Genomic DNA, 25,221 nt, shown 5'->3' with positions numbered 1-25,221 from the left:
CGGCCATGCCGGCCCGGGTATCGGGGCGTTCCCTTTGCCACGCGGGCTTGCCGTGGTGCGCCGCAAGGCGGGCGCGGGGCCACCCTGGTCGGTCGCTTCCGGTAAGATATGGGTCGCGCCTGGTTTTGCGCAGGCGCAAGTTGCCGGTCTCGCGAAGGCGCGACAATGGCGCATCTGGTGTCTTGCAAGTGCTGTCCCGCCGTATCGTTGCAGTGTTGTCCCGCTGTGCCGTTGTCCCTCTCGTCCCGCATCGTTGCGCGAGGATTGCCCGCAGTCGGTTATGGGCAACTTCGGGGCAACGCGGGGGCAGCCCCGGGGGCAGGGCAGCAGAATGCGGGCGGCCGGTTCAGTTCCAGCCAGTGCCAGTTTGTGCCCGGTCATGCCRCCGGCAGGATTCCTCATCCTTTCACCTCGTTTCATGCATCCTCTGAATATCTACAACACGCTCGCGCGTGAAAAACAGCCTTTCGTGCCAATCGAACCCGGCCGTGTACGCATGTATGTCTGCGGCATGACGGTGTACGACTATTGTCACGTTGGCCATGCGCGCGTGATGGTGGTATTCGACATGGTGCAGCGCTGGCTGCGCACGGCCGGCTACCAGGTGACCTACGTGCAGAACATCACCGACATCGATGACAAGATCATTCGCCGCGCCGCGGAGAATGGCGAGACCATTGGCGCGCTGACCGACCGCTTCATCCGCTACATGCACGAGGATGCCGACGCGCTCGGCATCCAGCGCCCGGACCATGAGCCGCGCGCGACCGACTACGTGCCGCAGATGCTCGATATCATCGGCAAGCTGGAGGCCCGCGGCCTGGCTTATCAGGCCAGCGATGGCGATGTGAACTATGCGGTGCGCAAATTCCCCAATTACGGGCGCCTGTCGGGCAAATCGCTGGAAGACCTGCGCGCCGGCGAGCGCGTGGCCACCAACGAAGCCAAGCACGATCCGCTCGACTTTGTGCTGTGGAAGCCCGCGAAGGAAAGCGAGCCCGCCGAAAGCAAGTGGGACTCGAAATGGGGCGCCGGCCGTCCGGGCTGGCACATCGAATGCTCGGCGATGAGTTGCGCGCTGCTGGGCGAGCATTTCGATATCCACGGCGGCGGCGCCGACCTGCAGTTCCCGCACCACGAGAACGAGATCGCGCAGTCCGAAGGGGCCAGCGGCAAGACCTTCGTCAACTTGTGGATGCACAACGGCTTCGTGCGAATCAATGACGAGAAGATGTCGAAATCGCTCGGCAACTTCTTCACCATCCGCGACGTACTCAAGGAGTACGACGCCGAGGTGGTGCGCTTCTTCATCTTGCGCGCGCATTACCGCAGCCCGCTGCACTACAGCAATGACCACCTGGAGGACGCTCGTCATTCCCTGACGCGCCTTTACACGGCACTCAAGGACGTGCAGCCCGATGACCAGCCCCTGGACTGGGAAGAGGCGCATGCGCGGCGTTTTATCGACGCGATGGGCGACGACTTCAACACGCCGATCGCCATGGCCGTGCTGTTCGACCTCGCCGGTGAAGTCAACCGCACCGGCTCGCGGGCGATGGCGCGCCAGCTCAAGGGCCTGGGTGCCACGCTGGGCTTGCTGGAGCGCGGCGCGCACGCGTTCCTGCAAGGCGGCAAGACAGCCGATGGCCTGCAGCCGGAGCAGATCGAAACCCTGATCGGTGCGCGCAAGCAAGCCAAGGCGGAGCGCAACTTCGCCGAAGCCGACCGCATCCGTGCCGAACTGCTGGCCGGCGGCGTGATCCTTGAAGACAAGCCGGGCGGTGCCACCGAGTGGAGGCGCGCTTGAACGCTGCCGTGCGCAAGACGGCGACGCCTGCGGCGCCGTCCAAGACTGCTGCGGCCAGCAAGGCCAGGCCTGCGGCGAAGCCGCCGGTGCCGCTCAAGTCGCCCAAGGCAAGCACGGTGGCGAAGGCCGCCAAGCCGCTGAAGAGCGGTGTCAAGGTGGCCAGCAAGGCCCCGGTCAAATCGTCCGGGCCGGTGGTCCGGGCGGACGGCAAGGCGGTGCTGAAGACCGCGGCACGCACGCCCAGGGCGCCCGTGCTGCCGGAAGCCGCGGCAATCCCACTGCCGGTCGAGACGGTGGTGGGCGCGGTGCGTCCCGCCTACTGGGACGAGGCCTGCGCCGACCTGATGAAGCGCGACCGCATCCTGCGCAAGATGATCCCCACCTACGGTCCGGCGCACCTGATCTCGCGCGGCGATCCCTTTATCACGCTGGCCCGCTCCGTCGTTGGGCAGCAGATCTCGGTGAAGGCCGCGCAAACGGTGTGGGAGCGTCTGGCGGCACTCTGTCCCAAGCTCACGCCGGCACAGATGCTAAAGGCCGGGCACGACAACCTGGCCGCTTGCGGCCTGTCGCGCCGCAAGGCTGAGTACATCGTCGACCTTGCCGAGCATTTCAAGGCGGGACGCGTGCATGTCGACAGCTGGACGGAGATGGACGACGAAGCCGTCATCGCCGAATTGACGCAGATCCGCGGCATCGGCCGCTGGACCGCCGAAATGTTCCTGATGTTCAACCTGATGCGGCCCAATGTACTGCCGCTTGACGACGTCGGCCTGATCAACGCCATTTCGGCGAACTATTTCAGCGGTGAACCCGTTACCCGCAGCGAAGCGCGCGAGGTGGCGGCCAATTGGGAGCCGTGGCGAACCGTCGCCACCTGGTACATGTGGCGCAGTCTTGACCCTCTGCCGGTGACGTATTAGCCTGACAGGCAGCAGAAAGACAGCAGAATTTGCATGGAAGTGCGCGAGGCTGCATCCGCAGACTTGCGGTTTAGTGGGTGAATTCCGGTAGAATGCGCCCCTTCACAGACAGGTACGCGAGTCTCATGAAAACCACCTTCCTGGATTTTGAGCAGCCAATTGCCGAACTCGAGGCAAAGATCGAAGAACTGCGGTTTGTGCAGGACGATTCGGCTGTCGATATCTCCGAAGAGATTTCGCGGCTGGCCGGCAAGAGCCAGCAGCTTACCAAGGACATCTACGCCAACCTGACCCCATGGCAGGTGGCACAGATCGCCCGGCATCCGCAACGTCCGTACACGCTGGACTATGTGCGGGAGATCTTCACCGACTTCCACGAACTGCAYGGCGACCGCAGCTTTGCCGACGATCTCTCCATCGTGGGCGGCCTGGCCCGCTTCAACGGGCAGGCGTGCATGGTGATCGGTCACCAGAAGGGGCGCGACACCAAAGAGCGCGCGATGCGCAACTTTGGCATGCCCAAGCCCGAGGGCTACCGCAAGGCCAAGCGCCTGATGGAGTTGGCCGACAAGTTCGGCCTGCCGATCTTCACCTTCGTTGACACGCCGGGTGCATTCCCCGGCATCGACGCGGAAGAGCGTGGCCAGTCCGAAGCCATCGGTCACAATCTCTACGTGATGGCCGGCCTCAAGGTGCCCCTGATCGCCACCATCATCGGCGAAGGCGGCTCCGGCGGCGCGCTGGCGATTGCCGTGGGTGACGTGGTGCAGATGCTGCAGTTTGCCACCTACGCCGTGATCTCGCCGGAAGGCTGCGCTTCCATCCTGTGGAAGACCGCCGAGAAGGCACCCGAAGCTGCCGAAGCCCTCGGCCTGACCGCGCACCGCCTCAAGGCGCTTAGCCTGATCGACAAGATCGTCAGCGAGCCGCTGGGCGGCGCGCACCGCGACGTCAAGGGCATGGCCGCCATGCTCAAGCGTTCGCTGGCGGATTCGCTGCGCCAGTTCCAGGGCATGAGCGTGAAGGAGTTGCAGGCGCGTCGCAACGAGCGTCTGCTGTCCTATGGCAAGTTCAAGGAAACCGGCGCACCGGGCTGACCCGTCCGCCGGCTTGACCGACAAGGTCGCACAGGCACTTCAGGCCGGTGCGGCCTTTGTTGTTTCTGGCCATGGCGCACGGGCAGGCACGGTGGCGGTGGCGCTCTCCGGCGGACGCGATTCGGTAGCGCTGCTGCACGCGTTGCGTGCGGCGGTGGCGTCGTCGTCGCTGCCGCTGCGCGTGGTGGGGCTGCATGTGCACCACGGGCTGCAGGCGCAGGCCGACGAGTGGGACGTTTTCTGCGCGTCGCTGTGCCGCGACTGGCAACTGCCGTTCTACAGCCGCCGCGTCGCGGTGAGCCAGCAGCACGGCGAAGGGCTCGAGGCGGCCGCGCGCCGCGCGCGCTACGCAGCGCTGGAGGCCATGTGCGATGAGGCCGGGGCGGAACTGCTGCTGTTCGCGCATCACCTGGATGACCAGGTCGAGACCGTGTTGTTGCGCCTGTTTCGCGGCAGCGGGCTGGCCGGGCTGGGCGGCATGCCGCGCCTGCGCCGGCTCGGGCCGCGGCAGCAGATTGTGCTGCTGCGGCCCTGGCTTGACGTGGCGCGTGACGACATCGATGCCTACTGTGCCGCCCATGCGCTCGCATGGATCGACGATCCCTCCAACGACGACCCCCGTTTCGCCCGCAACGCGCTGAGAGGGCAGATGCCCGCGCTGGTCGCGGCGTTTCCCGCCTTGCGCGCCAACGTGGCACAGGCCGCCGCCCACCTGGCGCAGGCCGGCGAATTGCTGGATGGGCTCGCCATGCAGCTGATGGCCGGGCTGGTGCGCCCGCCGCGCGATGCCGGCACCATCGCGGAACTCGATCTCGCGGGCCTGCGCGCGCTTTCGTCCGCGCAGGCCGACACTGTGCTGCGCCTGTGGTTGCGCGACCTCGGCACGCAGGCCCCTTCCACCGCGCGCTTGTCCGCCATGCGCGCGCAATTGATCGAGCACGAAGGCGGGGAGCCAGCCATCCATCACGAGGCGCTGGTGCTGCATCGTTTCCAGGGGCGCGTGCTGGCCCGGAACGCCGGGCCAGCGATCGCTTCGGGCGATCTCGCGCTAGCCTGGCAGGGCGAGGCAAGCCTGGCGGTGCCGGCCTGGCATGGCGAACTGCGCTTTACGCGCGACGACACCTATGGCTTGCCCGAAGCCGCGTTGCGGCAGCCCCTGCGGCTCGCGGCACGGCAGGGCGGCGAACGCATCGTGCTGCGCCCGGGCGGCCCGGCGCGCGCACTCAAGCAGGCCTATCAGGAGGCCGGCGTGCCGATGGCGCGGCGCGCGCGGCTCCCCCTGCTGTGGGCGGGTGGTCAACTCGTGTTCGCGGCCGGGCTGGGCATGCACCGGCGCTGGCCGGCTGCACCCGCATCGCCACGCTGGCGCATCGAATGGGTGGAGTGGACGAGGGCGTAACCGCGCCCTGAACAGGCGGTGCAAGCGGACGCCAGATCGCATCGATACCGCGCGCAAAATAGGCGCGCGAGCCGTGCGCGCCACTTCCGCCGGGCGCGTGTCATCATGCGATGCCTTGCTTCACGCCGCCTCTTCGTGTATTTTCAGAGGTTTTGCACAATCGCTGGCGTCGACAAATAGATGGCTCTCATCGTTCACAAATACGGCGGCACTTCGATGGGTTCTCCGGAACGCATCAAGAATGTCGCCAAGCGCGTTGCCAAATGGCATCGTGCTGGTCACCGCGTAGTCGTGGTGCCTTCGGCCATGTCCGGCGAAACCAATCGCCTGCTTGGTCTTGCCAAGGAAATTTCGGCGCAGCCGAGCCCGCGTGAGCTGGATATGCTGGCCGCGACCGGCGAGCAGGCCAGTTCGGCCTTGCTGGCCATCGCGCTGCAAGGCGAGGGCGTCGGCGCGATCAGCTACACCGGCTGGCAAGTGCCGGTGAAGACCGACTCGTCCCACACCAAGGCCCGCATCGAATCGATCGACGACGAGCGCATCCTGGCCGATCTCGACGCCGGGCGCGTGGTCGTCATCACGGGTTTCCAGGGCATCGATGGGTACGGCAATATCACCACGCTCGGCCGTGGTGGTTCGGATACCTCGGCAGTGGCCATCGCCGCCGCCATCGAGGCTGACGAATGCCTGATCTACACCGACGTGGACGGCGTCTACACCACCGATCCGCGCGTGGTCGAGGACGCCCGCCGCCTGGACCAGATCACCTTCGAGGAAATGCTGGAAATGGCCAGCCTGGGTTCCAAGGTGCTGCAGATCCGTTCGGTGGAGTTCGCCGGCAAGTACCGCGTGAAGACCCGCGTGCTGTCGTCGCTGACCGACCCCCTGATGCCCCTCGAGCAAGAAATGCACTCGGGCACGCTGATCACTTTTGAGGAAGAGTCTGAAATGGAAGCAGCCGTCATCTCCGGCATTGCCTTTGCCCGTGACGAGGCGAAGATCACCGTCCTGGGCGTGCCCGACAAGCCCGGCATCGCGTACCAGATCCTGGGCCCCGTGGCCGACGCCAACATCGACGTCGACATGATCATCCAGAACCAGTCCGTCGACGGCAAGACCGACTTCACCTTCACCGTGCCGCGCGRCGAATACCAGCGCGCGCTGGCTATCCTGAACGATGGCGTGAAGGCGCATATCGGCGCTGCCAGCGTCTCCGGCGACCCCAAGGTGTCGAAGGTCTCGGTGGTCGGCGTGGGCATGCGCTCGCACGTTGGCATCGCCAGCAAGATGTTCCGCACGCTGTCGGAAGAAGGCATCAACATCCAGATGATCTCCACTTCGGAAATCAAGATCTCGGTGCTGATCGACGAGAAGTACATGGAGCTCGCGGTGCGCGCGCTGCATAAGGTGTTCGAGCTGGATCAGGCGTGATTCATGTTGGACAGGCCGCGTGCGGCTTGTCCAACCGCAGGTCCAACTATCGGTTCTGAGATTTTTTTGAATTAGTTATCGAGTCATCGTTGACCAATTGAAATCTGACCGATAGAATACGCGCTTCGTTGTGTGGCCTCCCTCACACAACGGCAGGTTTGGGAGACGTGGCCGAGAGGTCGAAGGCACTCCCCTGCTAAGGGAGCATCCGGGCCAAAACCTGGATCGAGGGTTCGAATCCCTCCGTCTCCGCCAGCAATGGCGGCAGAACCCCGGAAGATCGCGGTCTTCCGGGGTTTTGTTTTTTGTGGCCCCGATTTCACTGCTGTCCCCGCGTGTGTACCTGACACAGACAGAGCGGGAACCAGCATGTACCTCACCCCGCCGAGACGGCATCTGCTACCTGCGCAAGCGCGTGCCGATGGACCTCGTTGCCGTCCATGGCAAGCGAGAGATTCTGCGCAGCCTCAGCGTCAGATCCTCGCCGCGATCGCGCAGTGCCGGGGCACCGAGCCGGTCAAGTATCGGGTTCCCCGGCTGGGACGGTTCACGGGCGCACGTTGAATAGGTTGTGCCAGCCTCGCGCGTTCGACATCGTCGTTCCTGACAGCATCTGCGGTCTCCTGCTGGCCGATCGGATCTCGCCGTTCGTTGCAACGAACGCGCTGAGCGTGTGCGGCACGCCGACATGCCCAGGTCCGTCCGGACCTACTTCGTCGCCCGTTCGCGTAGCAGCAGCGTCTGGATCGCGATGCCGATCGTCCCCATCTCGTCATAGAGGCGTGACATCGTGACACCAGTTCCGCTGCCATGCACCTCTGTACCGGACAAAAGCCCGATCCATTCCCCGACGGGCTCACGATGCAGATGCAGGCTAAGGTCAGCATTGGCGAACAGATAGCGACTCGCCGGAAGCACCCAGCTCAGCCCATTGCCGAAATCGGACGCGGCGGCAGCACGCATGGCGGGAGATGTCGGCGCTCCCTGCACGATCGGCACCGTGAGCCTGAACCAGGCAGCGCTGGGGCCGGCTTGCGAAGGGTCGCCTTGTGCGACGCGTGTCTCCATGGCCGATTGATAGAAGGACGTTCCGTCGGGCAAGCCTGGGATGCGCACGCTGTCATTGCAGTTTGCCGGCAACGGTTCAAGCCGCGTGGGCGACCAGCCGGCAGGCAGGTCACCAGGCAGCGTCAATTGCGCGCCACGCAGCATCAGGGCATGTCCGCGGGCAACCAGAAGGTCTCCGGCAAGCAGGTCGATAGTGATACGCGATGTGGCTCGCGACGACTGGAGGTTACATCTCGTTGTCAGCGGGGTAATCGGAACTGGCTTGATCAGTTCGACACTCAAGCGCGCGAGGCGCCAGCCAGGCTCCGTAACTGCGCTTTCGGCCGCATGCGCCAACAACGCGCATGGCGCCCCGCCGTGCTGGGAACGCGCGTCCCATGGACCGCGTGAGAGCTCTGTCGGCAACCATGTATCGCCTTGTCGTTCGTAGACAGCCGATGAACTGTCACTGAATGCCGGGATCGCTTGCGTCATGGTGTGCTCCAAATCGAATCGTGGGCGGCCGTGGCTGCCCAGCTGTAAATTGGATGGCCCGGCGCACGCCGAGGCCGGTCTTTTCGTAGAGAATCCTGGCGCCGTTTCCCGTCTTGAAGGCTATCAAGGGCGGGGAGATCATTCAGCGTGCAAAGTCGTTCCGCGTGAGTTGGTAGTCGCCATTAGCGAGCCGGAGGCACGATCAGGAGCGTTGAAGTTCCGTGTGCCAGGACGCGGCCATCGGTGGCCAGGACCCGCGCCTCGGAGGTGACGATTTGGCGCCCCTGGCTGACAACCTTCGCTTCGGCGCGAACACGGCCGGTATCTGGCCTGATCGGCCGCGAGAAGTTGCCCTTGGTTTCGACGGTGGTGTAGCTGGTCCCCGCAGGCAGCAAGGAATGGGCAGCGCAGGCGGCCACACTGTCGATCAGGGTCAGCGCCCAGCCGCCATGCACCGTGCCCATCGGATTCAGCAAGTGCGGCGCGGGTTCGCCCTCGAAAGCAGCAAAGCCGTCGCCGACTTCAACGAGCCAGAAGTCCAGCGCCTGCGAGATCGGCGCCTGCGGCAGTTGGCCGTCAATGATTGCCTGAAGCAACACTCTGCCACTCATTCCGGCGATGTCTTCCAGGTCGGCCACGCCAAAGCGATAGTTTTTCATGTCTCTGTTTGTTATTGAAATTATATGTAGATGCAATAAATGCAGATGCATATAATAGAAACATGAACAGGAAAACACAAGCACCAAGAACATTGCGCGCGGACGCCGCCGATGCGCTGGAGTCGGATCTTGGCTGGCTCTCGCGCTTGGTGGCGCGGCGCATTACTAGCAAGCTGGATGCAGCATTGCTGCCATCTGGCTTGTCCAATACCCAATTTGGGCTGATGTGCCTGATCGCATCCGCGCCGGATGACACRCTGGGGGCGCTTGCGCTGCACGCCGGACTGAATCAATCCACCATGTCCCGAAACGTGGATCAACTCGCCGGGGCCGGCTTGGTGGAAGTCGTGAGCGCAGAGAGTGACCGCCGGCGACGCGCAGTCTGGCTGACCGAGGAGGGGGCTTTTCGCCTCCAGCGGGCCCTTGCGTTTTGGTCGCTGGCGAACCGCGAACTGTCTGCGAGTCTGGGGCCGGACCTGCTTGGCCTGCTCGGCAAGGCGGCAGACAAGCTAGGCGAGTAGGTCGCGCTGGCAAGATGGGGGCGCACAGGCGATCGCCGAAGCCGGCGATCGCCTGATCGAGCAGATATTCCTCCGGGCGGCCACAAGATAGCGGCTCAAGTAAAGCGGTCGCTCAGCACCTGTGCCGTCAGTTCCCGGCCTTTCCAGAACATGTGATGGATGCGCTCGGCGTACTTGTGCAGCGTATCCGGGTCAACGTCATCGAAGGTCATTACCACGGATGGCCGCGTCCCATCGCCAGGCACCTGCTCTATGACATCGCAGGGTGGTAGACCGTACTTTTCGAGAAGCGCGCGGACTTCGTCGTCAGCGGTGCCGGGTTCGATATTCGTCAGCAGTAGACGTGACATGATTACCTCTTGCTTCGATACAACGGGCAATGTCCACTATGTGCCGTTGGCTGGGTTAGCCTGATATCTGGCAACTGCCAAATCCAGGGTGATGAACATCCGGTCACGGCCGAGCGTCTCTCCCAGCGGGGAGCGTCGAACCATCGCCAGCACGTCGGGATTCATGCCGACCAGCCAGAGCAGGACACCGTCTTCCTCACGCAGTTCTTTCTCCGCATCGATCAGCATATGGAGCGCGGTGTACTCGAGGTCCGAAACGCCTGCCAGGTCCAGGGCCAAAATCTTCGGCCTGACCTTGGCAACCAGAGGCCTCAACTTATGCCCGATGCGCCGCGCATTCGCAAAGTAGACTCTTCCTTCCGGCCTCAGCATCAGCAAGCCGGGGATGGCCTCGTCTTGCGGATGTTCATCCGACCGCGGGCGGATCACATTGGTGTCGGGCTTGCGGACGAGCACGTAGACGGGTGGGTCTGATGTCTGGTACGCCAGGGCTAGCAGCGACACGATGATGGCGATGACGATCCCCTGCAGCGTGCCAAGAGCAACAACGCCGGCCATCGCAATCAGCGCCCAACTGAACTCGGTGCGCCGTATGCTCAGAATCGCGCGAAATTCGGCGGGCTTGATCAGGGTCACGGAGTACACGATGACCACTGCGGCCAGTGTGGCCTCCGGCATCAGTCCCACTACTGGTGCGAGCACCAGCATGGTCCCGAGCGACGCCAGGGCGGTCACCAGTCCGGCCAGTTGCGAGCGTGCGCCAGAAATGCGGTTGACGGCGGTTTGCGTGGTGCCCCCGCCGGCTGCCATGGCACCGAGGAAGGCGCCGCCCAGGTTTGCGAGTCCCGTGGCCAGCAGTTCGCGATTTGCCGCTGGCGGCGGCTCCCCGCTTTGCGCGAATGCGCGCCCGGCGGCAATGCTCTCGGTAAAACTCATCAGCGCGACGCCAAGCGCCCCAGGCCATAGCCGCTGCATCATATCCACATCGGGCAGGGTCACGGGCGGAAGGCCGGTCGGGACTTTGCCGACGATGGCCACGCCGTAGTCCGGGAGGTTCAGCAGCGTCACGCCGGCGATGCCTGCGGCCACGGCAATCAAAGGCGCGGRCAAGCGCGGCAGCCAATGCTCCATGGACAACAGGATGCCGACCATGGCGATACCCACAGCCGCAGTCGCCAACGACGCGTGCGGAATGCCTTGCGCGATGGCCAGGAGATTATGGAAGATCGATCCCTTCTGAATATGCATGCCGAGCAGCTTCGGAATCTGGTCCACCATGATGACGAGGCCGATCCCCGCCTTGAAGCCAACGAGCACGGGTTCGGAGATGAAGTCGGCGACAAAGCCCAGGCGGAGCAGCCAGGCGGCGAGGAGCATGGCGCCGACCAGGAACGTTAGCGTTGCCGAAGCCGTGATCAGGGTTGCCGGGTCGGGGTGCGGGCCCAGGCTGCCGAATGCCGCCGCAACCAGGATCGCGAGCGTTGTCGTCGTGCTGACGCTGAGCGTGCGCGAACTGCCGAGCAGGGCGTAGATCAGCATGGGCGCGAAGGCGGTATAKAGCCCCACCTGAACGGGCAGGCCGGCAATGGTGGCATAGGCGAGCGCCTTGGGGATGACTACCGCCGCAACCGTGAGTCCGGCAATCATGTCCGGTGCAACCCACTCCTTCCGATAGCCTTGCAGCGACCAGCGCATATGGCTGACGTGGATGTCGCGGCGCCCGTCTGGCGCTTCCTGCTGCATGGCTGCCTCCCTCCCGGTTTCGGTTCTGATGAGGGAACCTAGAATTTCTCGGGAACGCGCTTGTACGGGTAGTCCGGCTCCACGTAGCCTTCCGGCTTTTGCCGCGCGGGCAGCGACACCTCCTTGCGCGGCATGGCTTCATAGGGAATCTTGTGGAGTATGTCGCTGATGATGTTGAGGCGGGCGCGCTCCTTGACATCGGAATTGGCCAGGTACCATGGGGCGATTGCGGTGTCGGTAGCCCGGAACATGGCGTCACGGGCGCGAGAGTAGTCATACCAGCGGCTGTAGGACTTCAGGTCCATGTCGGACAGCTTCCACAGCTTGCGTCCGTCGTGGATGCGCGCTTCCAGCCTGCGAGTCTGTTCCTCCTGGCTGACTTCCAGCCAGTACTTGAACAACATCACTCCAGAGTGGACGATGGCCTGCTCGACCAACGGAACGGCCCTGAAAAAGCTCTCCACCTGTTCCTCGGTACAGAACCCCATGACGCGCTCCACGCCCGCCCGGTTGTACCAGCTACGATCGAAGATCACCACTTCTCCCGCGGCCGGCAGGTGGGGCAGGTAGCGTTGCACGTACATCTGACTCTTCTCGCGTTCCGTGGGTGCCGGTAATGCCACCACGCGGAACACGCGCGGGCTCACACGCTCGGTCAGGGCCTTGATGGTTCCCCCTTTGCCAGCGCCGTCGCGGCCTTCAAAAATGATGCAGATCTTGGCGCCCGACTGAACCACCCATTCCTGGAGCCTGACCAGCTCTACATGCAAGGGGAGCAGGGCCTTTCTGTATTTCTTATATGACAAAGGCTCTCTCTGATCACCGTGCTCAGGCTTTTCGCGCCTGGTTTTTTCCTTCTCCTTTGGCATGGTCGTCTCCTTCCGGTGTGTGCGGATCCTTGCATGAGGAGCCATTTACAGTTTCGTCGTCCATGCGGAGAGAGTCAAATCACCGGCCATTACATGGACGACGCAGTGCACCCATGGAGCAAACCATGGCAAGGCAAACCGGCGGACGGCTTGAAGCGTGAGCAGGCTCCCAAAATGCACCGCGAATAGCCCCGGGCTGCCTTGCCGCTACCGCGCATCCACGGCCGTCGTCCTTGAAATCACACGCTGCGCTGCCGTGCGTCAGCACTCGGGCATGCGGGGGATGAAACGTTCACGTTCGACGACGCCGCCTCTGGCAAGAATGGCCGTACCCTCCGGGATCTCCTCCCATGCGCCAGCGAGGTCGACCACGGGTTCCGAAAGCACCAGGATGGCATCGTCGCCCGCTTCGGCAATGTGCGAATTCTCAGGATAGAGTTCGCGTAAATGACGAACGCATGTACTGTGGAAGAGCGAGCGCGAATCCGCTTCGCTGGAGTAGCGCGCTGCGACGATCTGTTCTCCGTCGCTCGCACAGACCGTCATGTTCAGCGGGTACTCGACGCCATGGCGGTGGCCAACGTTCTCGATCAGGCCCACCATCTGTTCCAGCGCCGCGCGCGGATCGCGTTCAAGCCCGAACGTGAGGGCGAGAAAGAACATGACTTCCGAGTCGGTGGAACCTTCGATCCAGCGGAACAACTCAGGCGCAATGGCCATCATCAGCTCCCGCCTGACCGTCGGATAGTCCCGTATCAGTCCATTGTGGGCAAACAGCCAGCGACCATAGCGAAAGGGGTGGCAGTTGGTTTCCTGCGCCGGCGTGTCGGTCGCCGCACGGATATGCGCAACAAACAACGAGGCCCGGATAGCGCGGGCCGCCTCGCGCAGGTTTGTGTCATTCCACGCGGGATGCACGCAGCGATAGCGGAACGGAACTTCCGAGTGGTGGCCATACCAGCCCATCCCGAACCCGTCCCCGTTAGTCGTGGTGTGCCCGAGCCGTGAGCGCAGGCTCTGGTCGATCAAGGAATGCTCGGCCCGGAACAGCACGGTCTCGAGTTGGATCGGATTGCCCGAGTACGCCAGCCACCGACACATGATGCCTCTCCTCAACGCGTTTCCATGCGGAAGCACTTCTGCCAGGCGGCCGATCGCTCGTCCTGCGCCCGCCAGATCGCTATTTGAAGTTTTAGGACAGTGCGGCGTCTCAGGCAATGAGGCAAGCGGCAATTCCCGAAACCGCGGCGTCGCGAGAGGATATATGGCGTGCAACGCGCATCGGCGCTCTGCATTGAAGTGGCGCATGTGCCATTTGCGCCAATCTTTCCAGGTGGCCGGGATCAAAGCCATGCTGGCGGGACGCCAACGCGTTCACATCGCAATGCGCAGGCGCCGGCCATCGCTCAGCGCGGCCTGAGTTCAACCGGCGCATCGGCGAGGTAGCCGCCGCCAAGTGCCTTGGCCAGGGCAATCTCCTGGCTGATCTTCTGGCCGTTGACGTTGAGCAGCGCAATCTGCTCGGCAATCAGCGGCTGGCGCGCCTCCATGGCCAGGAACCGGCTGCCGAGTCCGCGCTGGTAGCGGGCCTCGGCGCTGTCCCGGACGAAGGAAACCGACTGGACCTTCCGCCGCTGCAGCTCCGCTTCGGTGTCGAGGTCCTGCAGGCGGGTGCCGGTGATGGCGATATCCCGCACCGCATTGAGCACCGCCTGGTTGTATTGTGCGATGAGCGTGTTGCTCGCCGTGCGCGTGCCGCCCAGGTTTGCGTTGAGCCGCCCGCCGTCGAAGATCGGCAGGTACAGGCCGGGAATCAGGTTGATCTGCTGGCTGGCGTGGGTGAACAGATCCGCCAGGTGCAGGGCATTGAAGCCGAAGAAGGCGCGGATGTCGAAGCTCGGATAGAACGCCGCCCTGGCCGCGTCGATCCGGTCGAACGACGCTTGCACGTACCAGCGCAGGGCCTGCAGGTCGGGGCGCCGCGCCAGCAGTTCATACGACAGCGTGGCCGGTACGCCGGACGTGGACTGGGGCAGGGGAACCGGGCGGATCTCCGGCAAGTCATCCGGTCCCGCGCCGATCAGGGCCCGCAACGATTCGCGCAATTGCCTGACCGTGCCCCGCGCCGCGACAAGCTGCCGTTCCAGGGCCAGTTGCTGCGCTTGCGCTTGCTCGACGAATGTGCGCGATTCCAGGCCGCGCGCGGCACGTGCCTGGTGTGTCTGCACCGAGAAGGCGGCGACCTGCCGCGATTGTTCCAGCAGTTCGATCAACTGGTGGCTGGTCTGGATGCCGTAGTACAACTGCGCCACATCGGCCGACAGTTCAAGCTCCACCGCATACGCTTCGGCCAGGCGGGCATTGTTGACGCCCATCGAAGCCGCCACCTGCGCCCGGTGCAAGCCCCAGAGATCGATGTTCAGGCTGGCACCCACGCCGACGATGCCCTCGGTGTACCAGGGACCGTCGAGCCCCAGGGCCGGCACGTTCATCGCGAACGGCCCTAGGAAGCCGTTCGCCGAAACGTGCTCGCGATCGATCGCCCCGAACGCCACGGCCTGCAGGCGCGAACCGGACTTGACCAGTTCGACGTCGGTTCTGGCCTGGGCCACGCGCCTGCGTGCCACCACCATGGTGGGGGCGTCCGCCAGGGCCCGTTCGATCAGCGCGTCGAGCTGCGTGTCGCCGTAGCGCGTCCACCAGCGCGTTTCGGGCCAGCCATCGCGGGCCAGGTGCGTGTCGTCCGCCAGACGGATCTGCTCAAGGGGAATTTCCGGTGAGGGAACCCCGTTTTCGTGGATCAGGGCGCAGCCGCCCAGCGCATACAGGAGCGCGGCGGCCAGCCAAGCTGCGGGGCGGCGCGGCCAGGCGCGGGGTGGCTTGCGTTCAGCCGGCATCATGGGACTCGCGACGCATCGCCGGGGACTGCGCCGCCGCAGCCTGCCAGTCCGGAAGGACGCAGAGCTGGCGCACCAGGTGCCGCATGGCCGCGACGACAGGCGCCGCAAGGGTTGCGTCGCCAAGCGCCGGGATCTCGACGGGCGGCGGTGTACTGGCGGAGGGTGGGTTGGCAACCAGCGCGTCCGCATAGTGGCCGAGCCGCGCGGCGGTTTGCGCCTGAAAGGCGCGCGCCGCGTCGTAGGCCGTACTGCCCAGGTGGCCATCGGTGGCCTCCAGTGCATTATGAAGTGCATTGCCGGCCAGCATGATCTCACGCCCCTGCGCCAGGACTTCCTGGGCGCGCAGCGTGAGCGGCGCCTGCTCTCCTTCCTGCCAGCCCGGCTCGAGCGCAACGCGCGCCAGCGTATCCTCGCAATCGGACAGCACGGCCCAGGTCTGCAGCTGTAGCTGCGCGTAGGCCAGGTGCCCGGGAGGCGTTGCGGTGCCGGTTGCTGCCTGCGCCAGCAGCTTGCCAACCGAATGCAGCATGGTGGCGAGCTTTTGCCGCAGGGCTTCCCCTTCCGCCTCCGGCCACAGCGACATCTGGATAAAGGTGGAAATGCCAACCCCGAGCAGGATGCCGACCACGCGGTCCCGGATTTCCGTGAGATTCGTGGTGGGGCCGAACTGCTCAAGCAGTGCAAGCGAAAAGGTGAAGAGGATCTGGGTCCCGGCGTAGCCGATGCGCTCCGATCCGGCCGCGATCCATGCGGCGAGCGCGACCACCGGCAGCGTCATCAGCAGCAGGCCGGCGATGCTGTCGAGATGGGGGATGACGAACACCACCATGAACAAGGCCAGCGCGCTGCCGCCCAGTGCGCCACCGACGCGCAGCAGCGCGCGCTGCATCGACGCGCCAAGGCTGGGCAGGGCAATGATTACGCAGGTCAGCATGATGGTGTGGATGCCTTGCCAGTCGGCCGCGGTGTAGAAGACGTAGCAGATCAGCACGGCGAGCAGGGTCTTGAGCGCGAACCGTACGTACGCCGGATTGGTCAGGGCGTCCGGCACCACCATCGGCGGCTCTTCCGGCGCCTTGCCGGGCGCGCCGGCGGCCGTGTCCGCATCGGCGAACGCCACCAGCGCCCGCTGCATTTCTTGCGCGGCGGCGGGCAGCGGCGCGGCCCCGCCTTGGCCGGGCGTGGCAAGTGGGGCGGGCCGGTATGGCTGGTCCGCGATGACCGATGCGTCCAGCGCCTGGCAGTCGGCGCGTAGCTGCCGCAGCGCTCCGAGCTGCGCCGCCGAAGCGTTCGGCAGATCGTCCGGCAGTTCGCCCGCTGCACGATACAGCCGCGACACGGTAGCGATGCAGGCTAACTGATGCGCCTTGTCTTGCCGATAGTGCGCATCGCGCATGGTGGCGAACTTGAGCAGTTTCTGCAGCGTCAATGCACCTTGCTGAATCGCCATTGGCGTGATTGGTTCCGCCATTGGCGTGCCGTCGGTCAGCCGCACCAGATGCGCGTCGACAGCACCCAGTTGCCGGTGGACTTCCGCCTTCAATTGCCGCTGCGGCTCCGCGGGCAGCAACAGCGTATTGATCAGCAGCGTCAGCGCGATCGGATAGTTCACGGCGACCCACACMCACAGCACGGCGCGGATCAGCAATTCTGCCTCGCCGGTGCGGTCGACGAAGGTCTGCACGTAGATCACCACGATCGCGACGATGAAGAAAACGATGCCGATCTTCAGCACGCGCATGAGGTACACGCTGGCGAAGAACAGCAGGCTGGCGACCACGATGCGCAGCAAGGGAAAGTCGAAGGTCAGCTTGAGCAGCAGTATCGAAACGCCGATGGCGAGTGTGGATCCTGCGATGAACATCACACCCACCAGCCGGGTGACCACCACGTTCGCTTGCGTGACGTAGAACACGACGAGCAGCGAGAGCGCGAGCGAGGGCACCTGGAGCGCCATCGAGACGACGATGACAATGGCGCTGGTCAGCATGCAGCGCAGCAAGATGTTGACGCGTCCCGGATACGGCGCGAGCTGGGCGCGCAGGAACGCCGCCGCCTGCAGCAGGCTGTCCGGTACGAGCGTGCCCGGGCTCATGGCGGTGCCTCAGCGACGCCCGTCGGGGTTGCCTGCCTCGGGGTGCAGGATGGCCACCGCTGAAGTGCCGACCCGGAACAGATCCGGATTGGGATTTTCGACGCGGATCTTGACCGGGAAGCGCTGGGCCACGTGCACCCAGTTAAGGCTGCGCTGGATGCGCGGCAGCCCGCCGGGCAGGGCCAGGCCGCCTTCGTCCGGCGCCACGCCATAGCTGATCGAATCGACTGTGCCGCGAAAATGCTGGCCGGTGTCGCTCATCAGGTAGACGGTGGCCGGCGTGCCGGCCCGCATGCCTTTCAGCTCCGTTTCCCGGAAGTTCGCCACCACGTACCAGTGGCGCGTATCGATCAGCGTGAACACCGGCTTGAGCGCGGAAGCGAACTGGCCGGTCGATGTCTTCAGCGCCGCCACCCGGCCGTCGAATGGTGCCCGCACGGTGGCAAATTCCAGATGCAATTCGGCCAGCGAGATTTCCGCCAGGACCACCGCGCGTTGCGCAACCAGCGCGTCCACGCCGCTGACCGCCGCCGCCGCCTGCTGCGCCTGCAGTTGCACCGCATTGAGCTCGGCCTGGGTGGCGCGCTGCGCGGTGCGGGCGCGGTCGACGTCTTCCGCCGACACATAGCCTTGCGGCAAAAGCGGCTCGGTGCGGCGCAGGGTATCGGTTGCCTGGGTGGCCGCTGCCCGGGCGCGTTCGACCGCCGCCCGTACGGATTGCGCATTGTACTGCTGTGCATTGACCGTGCGCTGCGTCAGCATGATCTGCTGGTCAAGCGCGGCCAGCGAAGCCTTGGCCCGGGTCAGCGCATCCTGGTAGGGGCGTGGATCGATCTGTAGCAGCAGGTCGCCTTGTTTCACCGCCTGGTTGTCGCGCACGGCGAGCTGGACGATGCGCCCGTTGACTTCCGGCACCACGTCGATCGCGTCGGCGTAGACATAGGCATCGTCGGTGCGCGGCGAGCGGTCCAGCATCCAGATCACCAGAATCAGCAGCGCCAGCGTGATCAGGACCAGTACGAGGGCCGGCCACGCCTTCTTGTTGTTCGTTGTCGTCATGTTCATGCGCCCGGGCGGGTCAAGGTTGGAACAGGATCAGCCAGGCAACGAGGGAAAACAGGGTGACGAGTGTTGGATAGGCCAGGGCCGGAGGGCCGAGCCAGTATCCGGACCGGCTGCGCTCCAGCAGCAGGTAACAGGCGATGGCAAGCGCAACGCCAGCGATGATGCAGAACATCCAGTCGGGAAAATACGCGCCGAGCACGCTGAGGGAGGGCGATCTTGCACATCCCCCAAGCGCGGGGGCGACAACGGCAGCAACACCGATCACTCTCATGGAGTCTCCCATTATTCAGCGCTGCGTGTGTCTGCCGGCAGGCGTCGACACGTTGTGCAGATCGCCTTTATGCGCCGACTCCGGCTGCCCATTTTGCACGATCCGCATAGCCAATGGAAGAATTTGCTCCGGGACTGGCCCTGTCTGCGCGGCCGGCCGGCAAATTTGGCAAGCGGTCTTCGATGGTCTACATTGCATGCATTTCCATGCGCTGGTTCCCGTTCCTGGCGCGGTCGCGTTCATGCCAAAGGCCCGGTCCGTGCGCTGAAGCTGCGCACCATGGGCGCATATCATGAAGTTGCGAATAAGTGACTTGATGAGCCTGTATCGGGCGGGGCGCGACGCCAGCGGAAGATCGAGCCGGGCGGCGCGCCGGCCACCACATGATGCCAAAGCCCCGGGAGGGTTTCATGAGCACGGTCTCCATACTCCTCTCGGCTTTTATCCTTTCCGTGGTCGGCCTGCTCGTGTTTATCCTGAGCGTACGGTACGGCTTGCTTGACGGTTCCCCGAGCGCGGCAGCGGTGATTTTCGCGCCCGGGGAAATCGGCAGGGCGGAGGAGCCCTCGGTCACCGGGCAGCAGCGCACGGCATTGCAGGAGGTCGCAACCCGCACCGGGTTGCCGGCGCCGTCTCCGACGCTGGCCGCGGAACTGACGGCCAGGGCGGAAGCGGATCGCTCGTCTTCCATGGTGGTCTTCGTTTTCCTGTGTTGCGCCATGGCCTGGCTGCTGGTGGCGTCGCTGGCCGGGCTGACGGCTTCGCTCAAGCTGCACCTGCCGGATGCGCTCGCCTCGCAGGCCTGGCTGTCCTTCGGGCGCATCCGCACCGTCCACCTGAATGCCGTGGCGTATGGCTGGGCGCCGATGGCCGGGCTGGGCATTGCGCTCTTTGTCTTGCCGCGCGTGCTGAGGACCCGCCTGGTTGGCGCCAACTACGCGCTGCTGGGCGCCATGATGTGGAACGCCGGCGTGGTTGCCGGCCTGGGCAGCATTGCCGTCGGTCTGTCCGACGGCCTCGAATGGCTGGAGATCCCCTGGCAGATCGGCATCGTGTTCGCCGTGGGCGGCGCCTTGATCGGCATGCCGCTGGTACTCACGTTGTTGGCCAGCCGCGTCAGCCATTTGTATGTCTCGGTCTGGTACATGGGATGCGCGCTGTTCTGGTTCCCGGTCCTGTACCTGGTGGCCAAGGTGCCCTACATGCATTTCGGCGTCGAGCAGGCAACCATGAACTGGTGGTTCGGGCACAGCGTGCTGGGCTTGTTCTATACGCCGCTTGCCCTGGCATCGATCTATTATTTCCTCCCCAAGATCATTGGCCGGCCGATCCAGTCGTACGGCCTGTCGCTGCTCGGTTTCTGGACGCTGGCGTTCTTCTATGGGCAGGTCGGCGGCCACCATCTGGTGGGCGGCCCGGTTCCCGGCTGGATGGTCACGCTGTCCATCGTGCAGAGCATGATGATGCTGATCCCGGTCGTGGCGTTCTCTGTGAACCTGCACCAGACCATGCGCGGCCACTTCAAGGCGCTGCTGTATTCGCCCACGCTGCGCTTCGTGACCCTCGGCGGCATGATGTACACGCTGAGTTCGTTCCAGGGCTCCTTCGAAGCCCTGCGCAGCATCAACGTCATCACGCATTTCACGCACTACACGGTTGCCCATGCCCACCTGGGGCTCTACGCGTTCGTGAGCTTCGTATTCTTTGGCTCGATCTATTTCATCGTGCCGCGTGTCACGCAGCGAGAGTGGCCGTACCCGAGCCTGATCGCGGCGCATTTCTGGTGCGCCGCAGTTGGTATCGCGATTTACTTCATCGCCCTGACCATCGCAGGCACCCTGCAGGGGCTGGCCATGCTGGATGCCTCGCGGCCGTTCATGGATTCGGTCACGCTGACGGTGCCTTACCTGCAGGCCCGCTCGCTGGGGGGCGGCCTGATGGTGCTGGGGCACCTCTGTTTTATCGCCAACTTCGTCTGTGTCATCCTGGGGTTGGGGCCGAACCGAGACAAGCCCGCCATGTTCCCGCTTGCCGACCTGAACAAGACAGGAGCCAGTTCATGAGGAACGTCACCCTGATGATCGGTGCCGGCATGGTCATGCTGGCGGTGGCCACCAGCGCGCTGGTGGTGGTGCCGTACCTGCAACTGCAGTACGTCAAGCCTGCTCCCGGCCTGAAACCTTATACGTCGGCGGAACTTCGGGGCCGGCAGGTCTATATCGGCAATGGCTGCGTCTACTGCCATTCGCAGCAGCCGCGGGATCCGTCGTTCGCGCCCGACGTGAAGCGCGGGTGGGGCAGGGCATCGGTGGCGGCGGACTATTACTACGATCACCCGCACTTGCTTGGCACGATGCGCACCGGGCCCGACCTGTTCAATATCGGCGCGCGCCAGCCCAGCGCGGACTGGCATCTCGGGCACCTCTACCAGCCGCGCGCCTACGTTGCGCAGAGCATCATGCCGAGCTATCCCTACCTGTTCGATGTCAAGGCAGCTGCCGATCCGGGCGAACACGTGGTGACGCTGCCGGCGGGGGCCGCACCGGTTGGCAAGGTGGTGGTGGCAACGCCCGAGGCGCTCGACCTGGTTGCCTACCTGAAGGCGCTCGACCACACGTATGCTGCCTTGCCCGCGCCGGACGATGCGGCCTCCAAGGCAGGCAAATAGCCGTTTCACGCGCCGCTTGACGGAACCCGATGCCATGCCAGACAACCAGCCACCCTCCCAGCCCTCGCCGCAGGAGCAGCGGGAGTACGCCGACCCCGGCGAAGGGCAGACGCCGATTCCGCGCAGCATCGTGGTGCTGGTGGCGGCGCTGATCCTGTGGGGCATCTACTACATCTCCAGGGCACCGATCAATATCCCCTCCGAGCTCGGCGACGGCCGCACCGTCGGCGCGCTGCAAGGCCAGAAGGCGGCCAGCGGCGGCGCGGCGGACGGCGCTGCAGTGTTTGCTTCGCGCTGCGCCGCCTGCCATCAGGCTACCGGCCAGGGCCTGCCCGGGGTGTTCCCGCCGCTGGCCGCTTCCGAGTGGGTGCAGGGCAAGGCCGAGACCGCGGTGGCGATCGTGCTGCATGGCATCACCGGGCAATTGACGGTCAAGGGCAGCGCGTTCAACGGCGCCATGCCGCCCTTCGGCACGCAGCTCAGCGACGCGGAAATCGCCGCCGTGCTGAGCTACGCAAGAAGCCAATGGGGCAACGCCGCGCCCTCTGTGACGGCGGACCTGGTCGCCCAGGTTCGCATCGCCACCAAGGACAGGGCGGCCCCCTTCGATGGCGACAAGGAACTCGCTCCGCTGAAGTAGTGACAGGGAAGGTAGTCAAGGCAGTGATGGCCACGGACTCTCGAACTTCGCGCCGCCCGCCCAGCCTGTGGGCCGCGGGCCTGGGTTGCCTGGCGTTGTGCCTTGGCTTCGCGGCGGCGCTCGCCTGGCTCACGTGGGGCATGCGGGTGTGGACGCTGGATGACCGGCGCAGCGCCATGGCCATGGCGGGAAAACTGGTGGCGCCGCCGCTGGCGATGCGCGACGCGCGTGGCGACCGGTTCACGCCCTGGACGCCGGCATCCCGCTCCGGCCAGGTGTACCTGGTGGATTTCATCTATACCCGCTGTGCCACCGTGTGCGCCGCGCTCGGGCCGGCATTCTTCCGGCTTCAGCAGGATATTCAGGCACAGGGGCTGGCAGACCGGGTCGGGCTTTTGTCCATCTCCATCGACCCCGCCCATGATGAGACGCGGCGCCTGGCTGCCTATGGCGCGCAGCAACGCGCCGACCCCGGCATCTGGCGGATCGGCGCGCCCGTGGCGCCTGCCGCGCAAGCGGCCCTGTTGCGCTCGCTCGATGTGGTGGTGATACCGGACGGACTGGGCGGATATATCCACAACGCCGAAATCCATCTGATTGACGGGCGCGGCGTGGTGCTCGGCCTGTACGACTACCAGTCGTTCGACCAGGCGCTGGTCGCGGCGCGGCAGGCGGCGCGATGAAGCCGGCTGCCGGTGTCGCGGCCCTGCCCGCGCCGCGCCCGCGACGCGAGTGGGCGTTGTGGTGCCTGCTCTGCCTGCCCGGTGTTCTGTTGCTGGCGCCGGTCCGCCAGGCCATCGAAGCCAGCATGGCACTGCAGATGCTGGCGGAGTTTCCCGTTCTCCTGGCATTGGGCTTCGTCGYTTCCGTCCTCGCCGCTCGCCGGCATGACGGTATTCGCGCAGTCGAAGCCCTGATGCGCATGGGCCTGGCGCCGTTGCTGTGCTTCTCGCTCTGCCTGATGTTCTGGATGGTGCCGCTGGCGCTGGACCTGGCGCGGCTCGATGCAGGCGTCAACGCAGCCAAGTACATATCGCTGCTTTTCGCCGGAGCCGCGCTACAGCACGGGCTGAGGCGGGCGCCAGCGGCAGTGCTGTTGTTTTTCGCCGGCAATCTTGTATGGATGCTGGCCACGGTGGGCATGCTGTTCCATGACACCCGGAGCCGACTCTGTGCCAACTACCTGCTGGCGGATCAATGGCTCGCGGGGAATGGGCTCATTGCCTATGCCGTCGCGGTTGCCGTCGGGCTGGTTTTGCACCTGCGGCGACTGCCCGGCTTTGGCTTTTCTCCGCGCGGCGGCTCACACGAGGGGGAGGAGCAATAGGCCGCCGGTGCGCGGAGGTGGTTTTTTTAAGGCCCTGACGACGCCTTGTCGGGGAGGGCGGCTATGCCGCCGGGAACGTGGCGACCGCCTTGGTAGCCAGCACGTCCTTCAGGATGCTGATCTAGCGCAAAGCGAAGCACACCGGCTGCCCTAACCTTTAACTGCAGGGTTGTATCAGTGCGTTGCGACTTACCGAGTGCCTGTGGCCACAGTCCCCCAAGGAGGAAAAAAATGAAACGTCGTACTTTTTGTTCCCTGACCGCCGTTGCGCTAGCCGCCTCCGTTACGGCGTGTTCCACCACGTCAGGCTCTGCCACGGACACTGCGAGCAAGCGGCGGGAGATCGACGCCAGCGTCGATGGGGCGCTGAACAAGCTCTTTGCCACGGCGGACGGATCCAGGGAACTTTCCGCCAAGGCGGAGGGCATCCTGGTATTTCCGAGCGTGATTGCCGCGGGCTTTATCGTCGGCGCCGAGTATGGCGAGGGCGCGTTACGCGTGGCAGGGGGGTCGGTGGGCTACTACAGGACCACGACCGCGTCATTCGGCTGGCTGGCGGGGGCACAGTCCAAGGCGCTCATCCTGATGTTCATGACCCCGGACTCGCTGGCGTCGTTCCGTGCCAGCAACGGCTGGACCGCGGGTGTCGATGGGTCCGTGGCGCTGGCGACGATTGGCGCCAACGGCAAAATCGATACCAATACCGCCCGCGCGCCGATCATCGGCTTCGTAGTGACCAACGCTGGCCTGATGGCGAACCTGTCGCTCTCAGGGACGAAGATCGGGAAGCTGGACATTTAGCCCGCGATTCGCAAGGCGGCCGGCCCTGGTTCCCGCTCAGGAGCCAGGGCGGGCGGCCTTGCCCGAGCTGTCGCGCGGGATTGCAGGGCTAAGGCTTGCCAAGGAACAGGTAGTAGGCATAGTGGCCGCCAGCGGCGCGGCCATAGGCAAGGTAGAGTGGCCCGATCGGCGAATCGATGGCGACGAACAGCGAGCCGGACTTGAGCACGCCGGTAGGACTTCCCTGCACCAGCGGCGCGCCCATGCGGCCGGCCTCCAGCGAAAAGCCGCCATACACGCCTTCCAGCAGCGATTGCCTGGCCAGCTTGTTGTAATAGACCGCCCGGAGATACTGGAGGTTGCCACCCAGCAACTCCCCGGTGCTGTATCCCGATTGCTTCAGGAAACCGCCCCACTGGAACAAGTCGTAGCGTGGCAGCGGGTTGCCACCGATATTGCTGCCGGCCTTGAATCCGAAATTCAAGGTGTGCCGGCCTGAGGACCAGGCGTAGGTGCCGTCGGCATCCGCCTTGACATAGGATTGGTCGGCGCCGAGTCCCGGCTCGGAGGCGTAGACGTGCATGCTGCCGGCATAGCCGGTACGCGGGAAGCTCGCGCTGTCGAGTTGGTCCACCAGCAGCCGGCCGGTGATGGCGCCGCGCTTGTTGTTCTCCTGGCCGGGCGACAGCGCGGCCGGACCGGTGCTTAGCGTGACGTGTTCGCTGCCGGTAAGCACGCCGATCCTGGCTTCGCCATATTTCGTGAACTGGCTGCCTACATCCAGTGCCAGGTCGAAACGGCGCAGGTCGTAGGTGGCGATGCGGTCCGTGTCCCGGAACACGTTAACCGAGCGGCGTTCCAGTTCCACCCGAGGCGCGATGAAGAAGGTATGGCGCGTGTCCAGGGGCTGGTAGAACTCGCTGGTCAGGTTGGTTGTCTGTCCGAGCTGGGCATCGGTGCGCCATTCGGCGCCGAGTGAATTGATCCAGGTGCGCCGATGGCTGGCCAGCAGGTTGAAGAACGCATCGCCACGAAAGTCGGTGCTCAGCCCGAGACCGAAGCGCAGGTAGTTGGGGCCATAGGACTTCTCGACGGCATCGACCGACAGGATCCGTTGGCCTGGTTCATCGAGCA

Annotated in this window: 23 protein-coding genes and 1 tRNA gene; 13 read left to right on the top strand and 11 right to left on the bottom strand. The window is 64.8% G+C overall.

Translation table 11 applies throughout. From position 1 onward, the window contains the following. Positions 1 to 418: 418 nt before the first annotated feature. From cysS to AC1DN0_RS26275, 6 genes are all read left to right on the top strand, one after another. Positions 419 to 1,807, top strand: a complete 1,389-nt coding sequence (cysS, locus tag AC1DN0_RS26300) for a cysteine--tRNA ligase (protein ID WP_477102780.1) — start codon at positions 419 to 421, stop codon at positions 1,805 to 1,807. Then, on the top strand, positions 1,804 to 2,730 hold the full coding sequence (locus tag AC1DN0_RS26295; RefSeq protein WP_441636824.1) for a DNA-3-methyladenine glycosylase family protein: 927 nt from the start codon (positions 1,804 to 1,806) through the stop codon (positions 2,728 to 2,730). The genes cysS and AC1DN0_RS26295 overlap by 4 nt, the downstream gene beginning before the upstream one ends. Before the next feature lie 125 nt (positions 2,731 to 2,855). Continuing rightward, positions 2,856 to 3,827, top strand: coding sequence for an acetyl-CoA carboxylase carboxyltransferase subunit alpha (locus AC1DN0_RS26290; RefSeq protein ID WP_183030977.1), 972 nt, complete (start codon positions 2,856 to 2,858; stop codon positions 3,825 to 3,827). After that, positions 3,793 to 5,226 carry a tRNA lysidine(34) synthetase TilS gene (tilS, locus tag AC1DN0_RS26285; protein WP_477111058.1) on the top strand — a complete coding sequence of 478 codons (1,434 nt, stop codon included), beginning with the start codon at positions 3,793 to 3,795 and terminating at the stop codon, positions 5,224 to 5,226. Before AC1DN0_RS26290 ends, tilS begins: the two co-directional genes overlap by 35 nt. 180 nt (positions 5,227 to 5,406) lie before the next feature. After that, positions 5,407 to 6,657, top strand: coding sequence for an aspartate kinase (locus AC1DN0_RS26280; protein WP_477146126.1), 1,251 nt, complete (start codon positions 5,407 to 5,409; stop codon positions 6,655 to 6,657). 161 nt (positions 6,658 to 6,818) lie between these two features. Beyond that, positions 6,819 to 6,912: transfer RNA gene (locus AC1DN0_RS26275), tRNA-Ser, on the top strand. A gap of 453 nt (positions 6,913 to 7,365) precedes the next feature. Here AC1DN0_RS26275 and AC1DN0_RS26270 read toward each other — a convergent pair. Together AC1DN0_RS26270 and AC1DN0_RS26265 are read right to left on the bottom strand one after the other, a co-directional pair. Then, on the bottom strand, positions 7,366 to 8,199 hold the full coding sequence (locus AC1DN0_RS26270) for a thioesterase family protein (RefSeq protein ID WP_477111057.1): 834 nt from the start codon (positions 8,197 to 8,199) through the stop codon (positions 7,366 to 7,368). Positions 8,200 to 8,381: 182 nt separating this feature from the next. Beyond that, positions 8,382 to 8,858 (bottom strand): PaaI family thioesterase, encoded by a 477-nt coding sequence (locus tag AC1DN0_RS26265; protein WP_441636834.1) that lies wholly within the window; start codon positions 8,856 to 8,858, stop codon positions 8,382 to 8,384. A 62-nt stretch (positions 8,859 to 8,920) separates the two neighbouring features. On the opposite strand from AC1DN0_RS26265, the gene AC1DN0_RS26260 reads away from it, so the two are divergent. Further along, positions 8,921 to 9,379 carry a MarR family winged helix-turn-helix transcriptional regulator gene (locus AC1DN0_RS26260; protein ID WP_477111056.1) on the top strand — a complete coding sequence of 153 codons (459 nt, stop codon included), beginning with the start codon at positions 8,921 to 8,923 and terminating at the stop codon, positions 9,377 to 9,379. A gap of 95 nt (positions 9,380 to 9,474) precedes the next feature. Here AC1DN0_RS26260 and AC1DN0_RS26255 read toward each other — a convergent pair whose 3' ends face one another. From AC1DN0_RS26255 to AC1DN0_RS26220, 8 genes are all read right to left on the bottom strand, one after another. Continuing rightward, positions 9,475 to 9,729 (bottom strand): RNA-binding protein, encoded by a 255-nt coding sequence (locus tag AC1DN0_RS26255; RefSeq protein WP_477111055.1) that lies wholly within the window; start codon positions 9,727 to 9,729, stop codon positions 9,475 to 9,477. A gap of 36 nt (positions 9,730 to 9,765) precedes the next feature. Further along, the gene (locus tag AC1DN0_RS26250) at positions 9,766 to 11,472 is read right to left on the bottom strand and encodes a SulP family inorganic anion transporter (protein ID WP_477146125.1); all 1,707 of its coding nucleotides are present in this window, start codon (positions 11,470 to 11,472) and stop codon (positions 9,766 to 9,768) included. 38 nt (positions 11,473 to 11,510) lie between these two features. Beyond that, positions 11,511 to 12,341, bottom strand: coding sequence for a polyphosphate kinase 2 (gene ppk2, locus AC1DN0_RS26245; protein WP_441627405.1), 831 nt, complete (start codon positions 12,339 to 12,341; stop codon positions 11,511 to 11,513). A 261-nt stretch (positions 12,342 to 12,602) separates the two neighbouring features. Further along, a complete protein-coding gene (locus tag AC1DN0_RS26240; protein WP_441627403.1) occupies positions 12,603 to 13,442 on the bottom strand; it encodes a class II glutamine amidotransferase in 840 nt (279 codons plus the stop codon). A gap of 305 nt (positions 13,443 to 13,747) precedes the next feature. Continuing rightward, positions 13,748 to 15,241, bottom strand: coding sequence for an MdtP family multidrug efflux transporter outer membrane subunit (locus AC1DN0_RS26235; RefSeq protein WP_477111054.1), 1,494 nt, complete (start codon positions 15,239 to 15,241; stop codon positions 13,748 to 13,750). After that, positions 15,228 to 17,336, bottom strand: a complete 2,109-nt coding sequence (locus tag AC1DN0_RS26230; protein ID WP_477146124.1) for an FUSC family protein — start codon at positions 17,334 to 17,336, stop codon at positions 15,228 to 15,230. Before AC1DN0_RS26230 ends, AC1DN0_RS26235 begins: the two co-directional genes overlap by 14 nt. 9 nt (positions 17,337 to 17,345) lie before the next feature. Further along, positions 17,346 to 18,395, bottom strand: a complete 1,050-nt coding sequence (gene mdtN, locus AC1DN0_RS26225) for a multidrug transporter subunit MdtN (protein ID WP_441627397.1) — start codon at positions 18,393 to 18,395, stop codon at positions 17,346 to 17,348. Positions 18,396 to 18,414: 19 nt separating this feature from the next. After that, positions 18,415 to 18,672, bottom strand: coding sequence for a YtcA family lipoprotein (locus AC1DN0_RS26220; protein ID WP_045239049.1), 258 nt, complete (start codon positions 18,670 to 18,672; stop codon positions 18,415 to 18,417). Positions 18,673 to 19,082: 410 nt separating this feature from the next. Here AC1DN0_RS26220 and AC1DN0_RS26215 point away from each other — a divergent pair, with 410 nt between their 5' ends. From AC1DN0_RS26215 to AC1DN0_RS26190, 6 genes are all read left to right on the top strand, one after another. Continuing rightward, positions 19,083 to 20,735, top strand: coding sequence for a cbb3-type cytochrome c oxidase subunit I (locus AC1DN0_RS26215; protein ID WP_477111052.1), 1,653 nt, complete (start codon positions 19,083 to 19,085; stop codon positions 20,733 to 20,735). Beyond that, a complete protein-coding gene (locus AC1DN0_RS26210) occupies positions 20,732 to 21,340 on the top strand; it encodes a cbb3-type cytochrome c oxidase subunit II (RefSeq protein ID WP_477111051.1) in 609 nt (202 codons plus the stop codon). Before AC1DN0_RS26215 ends, AC1DN0_RS26210 begins: the two co-directional genes overlap by 4 nt. A 34-nt stretch (positions 21,341 to 21,374) precedes the next feature. Then, positions 21,375 to 21,980 (top strand): c-type cytochrome, encoded by a 606-nt coding sequence (locus AC1DN0_RS26205; RefSeq protein ID WP_441627391.1) that lies wholly within the window; start codon positions 21,375 to 21,377, stop codon positions 21,978 to 21,980. A gap of 26 nt (positions 21,981 to 22,006) precedes the next feature. Beyond that, positions 22,007 to 22,663 (top strand): SCO family protein, encoded by a 657-nt coding sequence (locus tag AC1DN0_RS26200; protein WP_441627389.1) that lies wholly within the window; start codon positions 22,007 to 22,009, stop codon positions 22,661 to 22,663. After that, on the top strand, positions 22,660 to 23,307 hold the full coding sequence (locus AC1DN0_RS26195; protein ID WP_477146123.1) for a hypothetical protein: 648 nt from the start codon (positions 22,660 to 22,662) through the stop codon (positions 23,305 to 23,307). Before AC1DN0_RS26200 ends, AC1DN0_RS26195 begins: the two co-directional genes overlap by 4 nt. Positions 23,308 to 23,538: 231 nt before the next feature. Beyond that, the gene (locus AC1DN0_RS26190; RefSeq protein ID WP_441627385.1) at positions 23,539 to 24,108 is read left to right on the top strand and encodes a BPSL1445 family SYLF domain-containing lipoprotein; all 570 of its coding nucleotides are present in this window, start codon (positions 23,539 to 23,541) and stop codon (positions 24,106 to 24,108) included. 88 nt (positions 24,109 to 24,196) lie between these two features. Here AC1DN0_RS26190 and AC1DN0_RS26185 read toward each other — a convergent pair. Beyond that, positions 24,197 to 25,221, bottom strand: a 1,025-nt coding sequence (locus AC1DN0_RS26185) for a BamA/TamA family outer membrane protein (RefSeq protein WP_477146122.1), incomplete at its 5' end; no start/stop codon positions are given.

Source organism: Cupriavidus sp. 05N39 (assembly GCF_056397325.1).
Note: the sequence above shows the minus strand (reverse complement) of the source record. Positions and strands in the feature narration are given on the sequence as shown.